Raw genomic sequence first — 13,471 nt, forward strand, 5'->3', positions numbered from 1 at the left:
TATTTCTAAAGCAGTGGTAATTTTTCTTGAAATTATTTTGGTAAAACACTTTCACTTGCAAACAAGTCCGTCGTTTTTTCACGAGCACGAATCACATAAGCATTCTTTCCATCAACCATAATCTCTGCTGGTTTGGGGCGCGTGTTGTAGTTCGAGGCCATCACAAATCCATAAGCACCAGCAGAAAGAATGGCCAGAAGATCACCCTCTTCAACGGCAAGGTGGCGATCTCTTCCAAGCCAATCACCTGATTCGCATACAGGACCCACGATGTCATAAGTGACTCCCTTGGCTTCTTTAGCTTGTACTGGAACGATGCCATGGTGAGCCTCATACAGGGCAGGGCGCATGAGTTCAGTCATGGCTGCGTCAACGATGCAAAAGTTTTTCTCAGCACCGGGCTTGAGGTATTCAACGGTGGTCAAAAGCACGCCAGCATTGCCTACTAGGGATCTGCCAGGCTCAAGGACAACATCTAAATGCCCAAACCCGCGTTCTGCCACTCGATTTAATAAGGTATTAGTGAAGTCGGTGATATCAGGAGGCGTTTCATCACTATAGGAAATTCCGAGGCCACCACCGAGATCAAGATGATGAATAACGATGCCTTCTTTTTTCAGTTGCGCTACCAGATCCAATACTTTATCAAGCGCATCTAGGTAAGGCGCAGTCGTGGTGATTTGAGAGCCAATATGACAATCAATACCAACGACATCAATTTGAGAGAGTTGTGCCGCTTCACGATAAGTTTTTAATACTTCGTGATACGCGATGCCAAACTTATTTCCTTTTAAACCGGTAGAGATATAGGGATGTGTTTGCGCATCGACATCAGGATTGACGCGTAAGGAAGTCGGGGCACGTAGCTTAAGGTCAGTTGCCACGTAATTAATTTTGTGAAGCTCAGCAATCGATTCCACATTGATGCATTTGACACCAGCTTTGAGTGCAGTTGCAATTTCAGAAGCGGATTTACCAACGCCAGCAAATACCAAGCTCTTAGGGTCTGCGCCAATCGCTAATGCGCGAGCTAATTCTCCTCCACTGACCAAATCAAAACCGGCACCAAGTTGTTTAAAGCAATCAATGACGGCTAAGTTACTGTTGGCCTTCATGGCGTAGTGAACGCGTGCGCGACGATTACCTTTGTTATCCATGCAAGCTTTGTCGTACGCTTGGTATGCCTCAGTCAGTGCTTTTTTACTGTAAACGTAAAGTGGGGTACCAAATTCTTTTGCTAAATCTGCCAGCGCAATGTCTTCGGCATACCAATTACCACTACGTTCAGTAAATCCAGATAATTTAGGAAGAGGAATTACTTTGCTTGTCATTGCTGGACCGATGATGAAGTGGCGGGTGGCGGGTATAGTTTGCCCTTAGGCTCATGCTCAGAAGGGGCTGTAGGAGCAGGCGGCACATTTGGTATGAACAGGGGACCTCTAACCCCACATCCCACAAGGGATATTAGGAGGCTAATACCAAGGGCTCTGTTAAGAATCGCTATCATGAATGTCTCTAAAACGAATGATTGAATATAGCATGCAGGACTCTGTTATGAATCCAAATAATTCAGGTGTGGAAACCATTGACGACAAGCAGTTTTACCAGTTGGGCAGCAATCTATTGCAGTCGATCGAAGTGGCGTTAGAGTCTGCCGATGATGAGTTGGATCTCGATCTGGATGTGGAGCGCCAAGGAGGCAATGTCATCAATATTCGGTTTCGGGATAAAAGCGTGATTGTGGTCAATACCCAAGCCCCGCTCCATGAAATTTGGGTAGCTGCGAAATCAGGCGGATATCACTATCGCTGGGCGGGAACCATGTCGCAGCCCCTGTGGCTGGACACTAAGACTGGCAAAGAGCTTTTGAGCGATCTTTCAGAATTTGCTAGCACCCAAGCGGGGCAGCCAGTCAAGATTCAATTAATCAAGGCTTAAGCAGCCCCAGTTGCTATTAAGGTATCAATAACCTGTGCATCTGGCACGATTTTAATTTGCGCCTTACCAATTTTTTCTAGAACTACATAGCGGATTTGCCCTCCCTCCGTTTTTTTATCAACTTGCATGAGTTCCATATAACGCTCAGCACCAAATTTTGGCGGGGCGATTGGAAGATTCATTGACTGAATAATGTTGGTTAGACGCTCAGCCTCTGCCTTGGTAATGAAGTTGAGTCGGCAAGATAAGTCTGCACCAAGCACCATGCCACATCCAACCGCTTCACCATGTAACCATTCACCGTAACCCATGCCTGCCTCAATCGCATGACCAAAGGTATGCCCAAAGTTCAAGGTAGCACGAATGCCACCTTCTCTCTCGTCAGCAGAAACCACTGCAGATTTAATTTCACAAGAACGCAGGACTGCATGACCCATTGAAGCGGTATCACAATTTAGTAATGATTTTGCATTTGCTTCAATCCAATCTAAAAATTGAGAATCTGCAATCGCACCATGTTTCACTACTTCAGCAAGTCCTGCAGATAGTTCGCGTGGTGGCAGTGTCTTCAAAGTATTCAGGTCAGCAATGACGGCAACCGGCTGATGAAAGGCGCCAATCATATTTTTACCTAAAGGATGATTGATGCCCGTTTTGCCGCCAACGGAAGAATCTACTTGAGCTAAAAGAGTGGTTGGCACTTGAATAAAGCGAATAGCACGCATGAAGCTAGCAGCTGCGAAGCCAGTCATATCTCCAATTACACCACCACCCAATGCCACCAACATGGTTTGACGATCGGCGCCGAATTTTAGAAGGTCATCAAAAATCAATTGGAGATTTTTCCAATCTTTGTATGACTCACCATCTGGCAGGGTGATAGTTCTTACTGGCTTGCCAAAAGTTTCTAAAGTTTTGGCAAGCCGCTGGGCATATAGGGGGGCCACTGTTGTATTGGTGACGATGTAAATCGAGCTTGATTTTTCGCAGGCGCTAAATAACTGGGGCTGATCAATTAAGTCAGTGCCAATGTAAATTGGATAGCTGCGATTACCAAGATCAACTTCAAGTGTTTTCATCATAAATTTCAAGTGGAAAGTTCAAGTTGCATGATTAAGGTGTTCACCAGCTGATTGACGCTGGGTTTACCAGTTTCAATGACATGATCAGCAATCTCGCGATATAAAGGATCACGAATGACGTATAAATTTTCTAGAATTTTTTTTGCATCCCCGTTGAGAAGCAGGGGGCGACCTTCGCCACTCTTAGTACGATGCCATAATTCAATCGGATTAGCATGTAGATAAATGACAGTGCCTTGTTCACTCAGGGCCTTGCGATTCTCTGGTAGCAATACAGCGCCACCACCAGTAGCAAGCACGATATTTTTTTCATTCGTGACCTCACGGATGGCTTGAGCTTCGCGCTTGCGAAAGCCTTCTTCACCTTCCATCTCAAAGATGACGGGAATTTTTACACCACAACGCTCTTCAATAACATGATCAGCATCTAAAAATCGACGCCCTAATTTTTTTGCGAGAACTTTACCAACGGTCGACTTTCCGGCGCCCATGAGGCCGATTAGAAAGATATTGTTCGTTATAGAGTTCACCCTTTGATTTTATTAGGGTTTATCTAGAACGGTGGGGGTTAGGAAGACTAGGAGTTCAGTTTTATCTTTTAATTTGGATTTATGGCGAAATAAATGGCCAATCAGGGGGATATCTCCCAATACAGGCACCTTGACCTCATCCTCTCTTTCGGTGGTTTGGAAGATTCCACCAATAATGGCAGTGCCACCGTTTTCTACGGTGACTTCGGAGCTGAGGCTTTTGGTATCGATGGCGTAACCCTGCTCTGTTTTCATACCAATAGTGTCTTTATTAATCCCGACCAACATAGAAATTTTTCCATCAGGATGGATTTTGGGTAAAACCTCTAAACGCAAGTTGGCTTTTCTGAACTGCAGCTTGCTACCATTTTGTGAGGTGGTTTGGTATGGCAGTTCGGTTCCTTGCTCAATTGTGGCCTTCACCTGATCTCCGGTCATGATGCGCGGATTAGAGAGAATCTTGCCCTGACCTTCTGACTCGAGTGCTGAGAGCTCTATCTGTAAAAGGCGGCTAGCGTTCTTAGAAACTAAGGTTGCCGCCACTGCTGCGGGGTTAAAGCCATTTAAGCCGGTGCCAGCCAAATCAAAGCTACTACTAATTTTGTTATCTGGAATTCCGCCCAGAGAATTTACTTGGTAACCCAGTTTGGCGCCAAGCTCACGGGCAAAGCGCTCATCCGCTTCTACAATGCGAGCCTCAATCAAGATCTGTTGTGGACTATTGATGTGATCCCCGCCAAAAGGAAGTGCAGCATCTTCGCGGCGATATTTCTGAAATGCAGCAATTTCCGCATGTGGACCAATCCAGTAGATGTCACCATTTCTGACTAAGCGCAAACCTCGGCTAGCCAAAATGGAGTGGAGGGCAGTTTGCCAAGGCGTGTTGTGAAGATCGACCGTGATCTTGCCTTTAATGGATTCGCTTAATAAAAAATTGGTGCTGCCAAGTTTTGCAAGAATTTGTAAAAGCTCAACCACATCAATATCAGTAAATTGCAAACTGATAGGCACTTCCAGCTCCTTATTTTGCACAAGCGTTCCAGATGCGGGGGTGCTTAAAACAATCGTCAATAGGACTAGGCATAGGATGTGGTTTTTGAGTGGAAAGATCATTCAGTTTTGGCGGGTTTGAGAGTAAAAGATTTACCTTGAGAATGGGTAAGGATGGCAAGCTCTTTATCGAGCTGGCTAAGCCTCCAATCACCCAGTGCGAGTGATCCTTTTTCAAGCATGACCGTTCCTTTCCCATTATGGAAAAAGGCTCGCTGGGATGAGCCAATTTGGCTAAGTCCTAAGTAACGCCAACGACGAAGTTCAGCCTCGAAAGGAATTGTTTGAGGTTTAGGTTTTGTGGTTATTGAAGGCTTATTGTGGTTTAATGAGTGAATACTTACTTCTAATAAATCAATTGCATCATATAGCTCATCCTCAATTACTAGAATTTCTTCACGTACATTAGCCAATTCTTTTTTGAGTTCTGAAATCTGGTTTTGTGTCATTGCTAGATTCGATTCCTCAGAGGCTTGCGAAGAACCGTAAGCAGTAAATAAGACAATCCCTAGACCAATTAGGCCGACAACCACTGCAATTAATATGCCAATTTTCTTGAGATCAGCTACAGATGGAATCTGACTTGGGACCTGTACTTTTGGCTGGGTTTTGGGGCTACCAGATTTACGGATTCCATGGGGGTCTGGGATTGCAGGATCATCCCCAAGTTCAGTCAAAATTTCATCAAAGGACTGCGGGGATATTTGGCGTGAAGGCATGCCCATATTCTGAGAATGTGGGAGACAAAAAACTATCAGCCTTTATTGAACTAGTGGTCGGAAAACGAGGGTTTTGGAGCTTTCGGTGGAATTGCCTAGGCACCCTATAATTTAAGCTTATGGCGCTTCCCCCAAAAGACAAGCCGACGTTTAATCAACGTCCTATTCGTCAGCCCGACAGACGTCCACGTCAGCCTCGAGTCGATCCAGGCGCGCCACGTAAATCTTCTGGCAGCCCCCTTGTTAAAGCATTACTCATTATTGGTGTAGCCGCGGCATTCGTGGTAACGCTGATATTGGGATACGCCTTTCTGATAGCCAAACCCAATTTGCCAAAAATTTCTGCATTAACGGATTACAACCCCAAAACACCTTTGCGTATATATACGGCTGATAAGGTATTAATCGGTGAGTTTGGTGAAGAACGCCGCAAAGTCATTCCGTTGAGTGAAATTCCAGCGAGCATGAAAAATGCTGTATTGGCTATTGAGGATGATCGCTTCTACTCTCATGGTGGCGTAGATTATGTGGGAATCATTCGGGCAGCAGCAACTAATTTGCGAGGCAACCTTTCACAGGGTGCCTCTACTATTACGATGCAGGTTGCTCGTAATTTCTTCTTGAGTAATGAGAAAACCTTTAGCAGGAAAATTTATGAAGTCTTGTTAGCCTGGGAAATTGAATCTCAGCTAACTAAGGATAAGATCCTTGAAATCTATATGAACCAAATTTTCTTGGGCCAGCGGGCATATGGATTTTCTAGTGCAGCACAGATTTATTTCGGCAAGGACTTAAAAGATATCTCGATTGCAGAATCGGCGATGTTGGCCGGATTACCTAAAGCCCCTTCGGCATACAACCCAGTGACTAATTACAGGCGCGCAAAGATTCGTCAAGAATATATTTTGCAGCGCATGCGCGATCTTGGCTACATCAGTACTGAGCAATACCAAAAAGCAATGGCTGAGGAGTTGCGCATCCGTGGACTAGGTAATGAGTTTGCAGTGCGCGCAGATTTCCCTGCCGAGATGGTCCGCCAATTGCTGTTTAGTCAATACGGCGAAGCAATCTATTCTCAAGGGATCGATGTATACACCACCATCTTGAAGACCGACCAAGACGCCGCTTATAAAGCAGTGCGTCGTGGAATATTCGAGTATGACCTGCGCCACGCATACCGTGGTCCAGAAGGCTTTATTGATTTACCTCAAGAGCAGGTGAAACGTCAGCGCGCTATCGACGAAGCCTTGTTAGCCTATCCTCAGTTGGATGACTTGCAGTCTGGTGTTGTGTTGGATGTAAAGCCAAAGGAAATGCAGGTGATGATTTCTACTGGCGACACTATCACGCTCAAGGGCGATGGCATGAAGTTAGCCACAGCTTCTTTGACTGACAGTACTCAGCCCAAAAAGCGTCTACGTCCAGGCGCAGTGGTGAGATTGCTATCGGACGGTGGTGTATGGAAACTGGCGCAATTGCCACAGGTTGAAGCTGCCTTTGTATCCATGAATGCAAATACGGGCGCGATTCTCTCCTTGGTAGGAGGGTTTGATTTCCGTCGCAATCAATTTAATCACGTGACCCAGGCCTTACGTCAGCCAGGCTCTTCATTCAAGCCGTTTATTTATGCTGCAGCAATTGAAAAAGGTTTTACGCCAAGCACGATGGTCAATGACGCGCCTTTATCCATAGGCAGCTTAGAGACTGGCAGCCAAGCGTGGGAGCCAAAAAACTACGATGGTAAATATGACGGCATGATGCGTTTGCGGAATGCTTTGGCCAAATCGAAGAACTTAGTATCCGTCCGTATTATTCGAGCTATTGGTCCCTCATATGCTCAGGAATTTATTCAACGATTTGGTTTTGAGCCAGAGAAGCATCCACCTTATCTGACCATGGCTTTGGGTGCGGGATCAGTAACGCCTTTGCAAATGGCTTCCGCATATAGTGTGTTTGCAAATGGCGGTTATCGGGTAGATCCATTCTTGATCGATAAGATGGTTGATGCGAAAGGCACTATTTTGTTTGAAGCTAAACCAACACGCGTAGGCGATGGTGCTCCTCGTGTTTTAGATGCTCGTACTGCCTTTGTGATGGATAGCATGCTGCAAGAAGTGACCAAGACAGGCACTGCTGCATCGGCCCGCGTCAAGCTTGGGCGCAACGATATTGCTGGTAAGACGGGCACTACTAATGAATCCCATGATGCCTGGTTTGCAGGTTACAACCCTCAAGTTGTTGCCATTGCTTGGATTGGTTTTGATAAGCCAGCCAGTTTGGGTGATCGTGAAACAGGTGGCGGCCTTGCTTTACCAATGTGGATTGCTTATATGACGACCGCTTTGAGAGATTCTCCACAAGAATCACGTCCTGTTCCAGAAGGTGTAACGCAAGCGGATGGCGATTGGTTTATTCCTGAGTTCTCTCGCAGTGGTGGAGTACGCGAACTACAGTAGTTCGTCATCAGCATGGCTCGGCAAGCTCGCACTGTCATACCTGGCCAAGCAATGCATGTGATGGTGCGTGGCAATAATCGCGAAACACTTTTCTTTAGCGATGATGATCGACGGATTTATTTGGAATGGTTGCGTCAAGCAGCAAAACAGTTTGCTTGCGCTGTTCATGCGTTTGCATTAATGCCAAATCATGTGCATTTATTAATGACCCCCCAAAATGACGATTCATTGGCAAAGACAATGCAGTCTTTAGGTCGTCGCTATGCCCAGTACTTTAATCAACAGCATCATCGCTCTGGAACAATTTGGGAGGGGAGGTATCGTTCATCTCTCATTGACCCCAATTATTTTTTGCGTTGCCAGCGCTATATTGAGTTGAATCCAGTAAGGGCTGGATATGAATCTAATCCTCAGGATTCAGTCTGGACTAGCTTTACCACTCATATTGGTGGAAATGCAGAACCGTGGCTGGTCGACCACCAGCATTTTTGGAAGTTGGGCAATACCCCCTTTGAGAGACAAATGAAGTGGGCCGAGTTTGTCAAAGAGGGCGCCCCTCACTGGGAAGACCAACAAATCACCGAATCTTTGGTCCGTTCAAAGCCTTGGATAAGCGATATTTATGCCAAAAAGCTATTTAAAGATACTCCTGAGTTAGTTCAGATTCGTACTAGAGGACGCCCAAAGAAAATAAACCCTTTAAATACAAAAGGATAGGGTTTATTGAGTAGTATTTGAAGTGCTGCTTACCTCGAGTCTGTCCCTAATTAAAAAACGGATTATGGTTTTGCCTGAAAATAATCGGGACAGAGTCATTTTATTTCTATTGCATCGGTATGGGTATTCCCCTATATTTGATCCTCCAAAAGTTATTAGGCCTTTGTCGCCCTCGGAAATACTATGACCACACAACTCAATTCAGTTCTTCGTCCTATTGCTCAAGGTTTATATGACCCATGCAATGAGCATGACGCTTGCGGCGTAGGTTTTGTTGCCCACATCAAGGGTAAAAAATCACACGAGATTGTTTCTCAGGGCCTGCAGATTTTGGAGAACTTAGATCACCGGGGCGCTGTTGGTGCTGACCCACTGATGGGTGACGGTGCAGGAATTTTGATTCAGATCCCAGATACTTTGTATCGCGAGGAGATGGCCAAGCAAGGAGTCGCATTACCTCCATACGGCGAGTATGGCGTTGGCATGATTTTCTTGCCAAAAGAAAATGCATCACGTTTGGCTTGCGAGCAAGAGTTAGAGCGCACTGTGCGTTTAGAAGGTCAGGTTGTTTTAGGTTGGAGAGATGTGCCGGTAGATGTGAAGTTGCCGATGTCTCCAACGGTGCAAATGACAGAGCCATTCATTCGTCAAATTTTTATCGGTCGCGGGCGCGACATCATGACAACGGATGCATTGGAGCGCAAGTTATATGTGATTCGTAAAACAGCAAGTCATGCTATTCAAGATTTGCATTTGAAGCATGGCAAAGAATATTTCGTAGCATCGATGTCTGCACGGACGATTGTGTACAAAGGTTTGTTATTAGCAAATCAAGTAGGTGCGTACTATCAAGATTTACAGGATCAGCGGACTGTATCTGCTTTAGCCCTAGTACATCAACGCTTCTCTACCAACACCTTCCCAGCTTGGGAGTTGGCTCACCCATACCGCATGATTGCGCACAATGGTGAGATCAACACAGTTAAGGGTAACGTGAATTGGGTTAATGCACGTGAAGGTGCAATCAGCTCCCCAGTGCTCGGTGATGACTTAAAAAAACTCTGGCCACTCATTTATCCAGGTCAGTCTGATACTGCCTGCTTTGATAACTGCTTAGAGTTATTGGTAATGTCTGGCTATCCATTGGCACAAGCCATGATGATGATGATTCCTGAGGCATGGGAACAACATACCTTGATGGATGACAACCGCCGCGCATTTTATGAATACCACGCAGCCATGATGGAGCCATGGGATGGCCCTGCTGCAATGGCATTTACTGATGGTCGTCAAATTGGTGCAACTTTGGATCGCAATGGTTTGCGCCCAGCACGTTATTACGTAACGGATGATGACTTGGTCATCATGGCTTCTGAGGCTGGCGTGTTAGCAATTCCTGAAAGCAAGATTGTTCAAAAATGGCGCCTGCAACCAGGCAAGATGTTCATGATCGATATGGAACAAGGTCGCATCATTGATGACATTGAACTTAAGAATGCTGTCTCTAAAGCCAAGCCCTACAAGAGCTGGATTGATGCAGTGCGCGTGAAGTTGGATGAAGTGGATGCCAGCAAAGCAGACTTAATCGATGAGAAGACAACCATTCGTCCGGCAGCAAAATTACTCGATCGCCAACAAGCGTTTGGTTATACCCAAGAAGATATCAAATACCTGATGGCTCCAATGGCCATGAATGGTGAAGAGGCGATTGGTTCAATGGGTAATGACAGTCCGTTGGCTGTTCTCTCAAACAAGAACAAGCCTCTCTATAACTACTTCAAACAATTGTTTGCGCAGGTCACCAATCCGCCGATTGATCCAATCCGCGAAAACATGGTGATGTCTTTGGTTTCTTTCATTGGGCCTAAGCCTAATTTGTTAGATACCAACAATATCAATCCTCCAATGCGTTTAGAGGTGAGTCAGCCGATTTTAGATTTTGATGACATCACTAAGATTCGTCACATTGGTCACTACACCAATGGTAAGTTCCGTTCTTATGAGTTAGACATTTGCTATCCAGCAGCATGGGGTAAAGCCGGTATCGAAGCGCGCTTAGCATCTTTGTGTGCGGAAGCTGCTGACGCCGTTCGTTCTGGTTACAACATCTTGATCGTCAGCGATCGTCAAGTGGATGAGAAGCACGTTGCTATTCCTGCATTGTTGGCGACTTCAGCAATTCACCAGCACTTGGTTCAAAAAGGTTTGCGTACCAGCGTTGGTCTCGTAGTAGAGACCGGCAGTGCGCGCGAGACACACCACTTTGCGCTCTTGGCGGGTTATGGTGCGGAAGCTATTCATCCATACCTCGCACTGGAAACTTTGGCTGAGATGGCTAAAGGCTTGTCAGGAGATTTATCTGCTGAAAAAGCCGTGAAAAACTTCGTGAAAGCAGTTGGTAAGGGCTTGCAAAAAGTCATGTCCAAGATGGGCATCTCTACCTACATGTCTTATACCGGCTCACAGATTTTTGAAGCAATCGGCCTAAACCACGACATCATTGATCAGTACTTTAAAGGCACTCCATCTAATGTTGGTGGTATCGGCGTATTTGAAGTGGCTGAGGAAGCTTTGCGCATGCACGGCGCTGCATTTGGTAACGATCCAGTATTGACCAATATGTTGGATGCTGGTGGTGAATATGCATTCCGTATTCGTGGTGAGGACCATATGTGGACGCCTGACACGATTGCGAAGTTGCAACACTCTACTCGCACTGGTGCGGAGAAGGGCTACCAGACTTATAAAGAGTACGCCAACATTATTAATGACCAAACTAAGCGTCAGATGACTTTGCGTGGTTTGTTTGAGTTCAAGCTTGATCCAAGTAAAGCTATTCCATTGGATGAAGTTGAGTCTGCAAAAGAAATCGTTAAACGTTTTGCAACAGGTGCGATGTCTTTGGGTTCGATCTCTACTGAAGCACACGCTACTTTAGCGATTGCGATGAATCGTATTGGCGGTAAATCCAATACGGGAGAAGGTGGCGAAGATCCTAATCGTTATGTAAATGAACTCAAAGGTATCCCAATCAAGAAGGGCGAAACCCTCTCTAGCATCCTAGGCAGTGATGTCGTTGAAGCTAATATTCCATTGCTTGATGGCGACTCATTACGCTCTAAGATTAAACAAGTAGCTTCTGGTCGTTTTGGCGTCACTACTGAGTATCTCCGTTCGGCTGATCAAATTCAGATCAAGATGGCGCAAGGTGCAAAGCCAGGTGAGGGCGGTCAATTACCAGGCGGAAAAGTATCTGACTACATTGGTAAGTTGCGTTTCTCTGTACCGGGCGTTGGCTTGATTTCTCCTCCTCCACACCATGACATTTATTCAATTGAAGATATCGCTCAGTTGATTCACGATTTAAAAAACGTGAATCCAAAAGCCGACGTTTCAGTCAAGTTGGTTTCTGAAGTAGGTGTTGGTACGGTTGCTGCTGGCGTTGCTAAGGCCAAAGCAGATCACGTTGTGATTGCTGGTCATGATGGCGGTACTGGCGCTTCACCACTGTCTTCTATTAAGCATGCAGGTTCACCATGGGAACTCGGGTTAGCTGAAACTCAGCAAACCTTGGTTCTAAATGGGTTACGTAGCCGTATTCGTGTTCAGGCTGACGGCCAAATGAAGACGGGTCGCGATGTGGTAATTGGCGCTTTATTGGGGGCAGATGAGTTCGGTTTTGCAACAGCTCCATTGGTAGTTGAGGGTTGCATCATGATGCGTAAGTGTCATTTGAATACCTGCCCAGTAGGTGTTGCTACTCAAGACCCAGAACTCCGTAAGAAGTTTTCTGGTAAACCTGAGCATGTTGTGAACTTCTTCTTCTTTATCGCAGAAGAAGCACGCGAGATCATGGCGCAATTGGGTATTCGTAAGTTCGATGACTTGATTGGTCGTGTTGATTTGTTAGATACCCGTAAGGGCATTGAGAACTGGAAGGTACATGGTCTGGACTTCAGCAAGATCTTTGCTGAACCTCAAGTGGCTGCAGACGTTCCACGTTATCAAGTGCTCAATCAAGATCATGGTTTGGCAAGTGCGCTTGACAATATTTTGATTGAGAAGAGTGAGCCTGCCTTAGAGCGTGGTGAGAAAGTCTCTTTCATTGTCTCAGTCAAGAACGTGAACCGTACAGTAGGTGCAATGCTCTCTGGTGAGGTGGCACAGCGCTATGGGCATGCTGGCTTACCTGATGACACAATTCATATTCAGTTGAATGGCACTGCCGGTCAAAGTTTCGCGGCGTTTTTGGCTCGCGGTATTACCCTCGATCTAGTCGGCGATGGAAATGACTACGTTGGTAAAGGTTTATCCGGCGGTCGCGTCATTGTTCGTGCTCCACATGAGTTCCGTGGCGATACGGCGAAGAACATCATTGTTGGCAACACTGTTCTGTACGGTGCAATCGCTGGTGAAGCATTCTTTAATGGCGTTGCTGGTGAACGTTTCGCAGTTCGTAACTCTGGTGCTACTACAGTTGTTGAAGGTACTGGTGACCATGGTTGTGAGTACATGACTGGTGGAACCGTAGTCGTGTTGGGTACAACAGGTCGTAATTTTGCTGCCGGCATGAGCGGCGGTATTGCTTATGTCTATGACGAAGATGGTTTATTCGATAAGCGTTGCAATACCAGCATGGCGACTTTGGAAAAAGTACTTCCTTCTGCCGAACAGAGCGCCAAGATGCCGAAGTCTGAGTGGCATGCTCCTGTCGATGTTAAAGATGGTGGCGAGCGCTTAACAGACGAACAAATCTTGAAGAGCTTGATTGAGCGTCATTTCCGCTATACCGGTTCAGAGCGCGCTAAAGCAATCTTGGCTGATTGGGAAAATGCCCGCGGTCGTTTTATGAAGGTTCTCCCCACTGAGTACAAGCGTGCTTTAGGTGAGTTGTGGGAAAAGTCTCAGAAAAAGACGGTGGCAGCTTAAGCGGCTTAAGTAAACAGATAGACGGATATTAAGAAAAGATACTAAGGATT

General features: G+C 45.9%; 10 protein-coding genes. 4 read left to right on the forward strand and 6 right to left on the reverse strand.

Annotated elements, in window-relative coordinates:
• Nucleotides 1-32: 32 nt before the first annotated feature.
• Both lysA and AOC29_RS11295 read right to left on the reverse strand, forming a co-directional pair.
• Nucleotides 33-1,331 carry a diaminopimelate decarboxylase gene (lysA, locus tag AOC29_RS00490; protein ID WP_251370015.1) on the reverse strand — a complete coding sequence of 433 codons (1,299 nt, stop codon included), beginning with the start codon at nucleotides 1,329-1,331 and terminating at the stop codon, nucleotides 33-35.
• Nucleotides 1,328-1,507 (reverse strand): lipoprotein, encoded by a 180-nt coding sequence (locus tag AOC29_RS11295; RefSeq protein WP_251370016.1) that lies wholly within the window; start codon nucleotides 1,505-1,507, stop codon nucleotides 1,328-1,330. The genes lysA and AOC29_RS11295 overlap by 4 nt, the downstream gene beginning before the upstream one ends.
• 47 nt (nucleotides 1,508-1,554) lie before the next feature.
• Here AOC29_RS11295 and cyaY point away from each other — a divergent pair, with 47 nt between their 5' ends.
• The gene (cyaY, locus tag AOC29_RS00495; protein ID WP_215296118.1) at nucleotides 1,555-1,938 is read left to right on the forward strand and encodes an iron donor protein CyaY; all 384 of its coding nucleotides are present in this window, start codon (nucleotides 1,555-1,557) and stop codon (nucleotides 1,936-1,938) included.
• Here cyaY and aroB read toward each other — a convergent pair.
• From aroB to AOC29_RS00515, 4 genes are all read right to left on the reverse strand, one after another.
• Nucleotides 1,935-3,017, reverse strand: a complete 1,083-nt coding sequence (gene aroB, locus AOC29_RS00500; RefSeq protein WP_251370081.1) for a 3-dehydroquinate synthase — start codon at nucleotides 3,015-3,017, stop codon at nucleotides 1,935-1,937. The genes cyaY and aroB overlap by 4 nt on opposite strands.
• A gap of 8 nt (nucleotides 3,018-3,025) precedes the next feature.
• Entirely contained in the window at nucleotides 3,026-3,550 is a 525-nt protein-coding gene (locus AOC29_RS00505) for a shikimate kinase (protein ID WP_215296120.1), read from the reverse strand.
• A gap of 12 nt (nucleotides 3,551-3,562) precedes the next feature.
• A complete protein-coding gene (locus tag AOC29_RS00510; RefSeq protein WP_251370017.1) occupies nucleotides 3,563-4,561 on the reverse strand; it encodes a secretin and TonB N-terminal domain-containing protein in 999 nt (332 codons plus the stop codon).
• A 98-nt stretch (nucleotides 4,562-4,659) separates the two neighbouring features.
• Nucleotides 4,660-5,319, reverse strand: a complete 660-nt coding sequence (locus AOC29_RS00515) for a hypothetical protein (RefSeq protein WP_215296121.1) — start codon at nucleotides 5,317-5,319, stop codon at nucleotides 4,660-4,662.
• A 119-nt stretch (nucleotides 5,320-5,438) separates the two neighbouring features.
• On the opposite strand from AOC29_RS00515, the gene AOC29_RS00520 reads away from it, so the two are divergent.
• From AOC29_RS00520 to AOC29_RS00530, 3 genes are all read left to right on the forward strand, one after another.
• Nucleotides 5,439-7,775 (forward strand): penicillin-binding protein 1A, encoded by a 2,337-nt coding sequence (locus AOC29_RS00520; RefSeq protein WP_215296122.1) that lies wholly within the window; start codon nucleotides 5,439-5,441, stop codon nucleotides 7,773-7,775.
• Between the two features lie 12 nt (nucleotides 7,776-7,787).
• Entirely contained in the window at nucleotides 7,788-8,492 is a 705-nt protein-coding gene (locus AOC29_RS00525; protein ID WP_215296123.1) for a transposase, read from the forward strand.
• A 183-nt stretch (nucleotides 8,493-8,675) separates the two neighbouring features.
• Nucleotides 8,676-13,421: a glutamate synthase-related protein gene (locus AOC29_RS00530; protein ID WP_215296124.1), complete on the forward strand. Its 4,746-nt coding sequence runs from the start codon at nucleotides 8,676-8,678 to the stop codon at nucleotides 13,419-13,421.
• Nucleotides 13,422-13,471 lie beyond the last annotated feature (50 nt).

Source organism: Polynucleobacter sp. JS-JIR-5-A7, assembly GCF_018687935.1.
Lineage (GTDB): Bacteria > Pseudomonadota > Gammaproteobacteria > Burkholderiales > Burkholderiaceae > Polynucleobacter.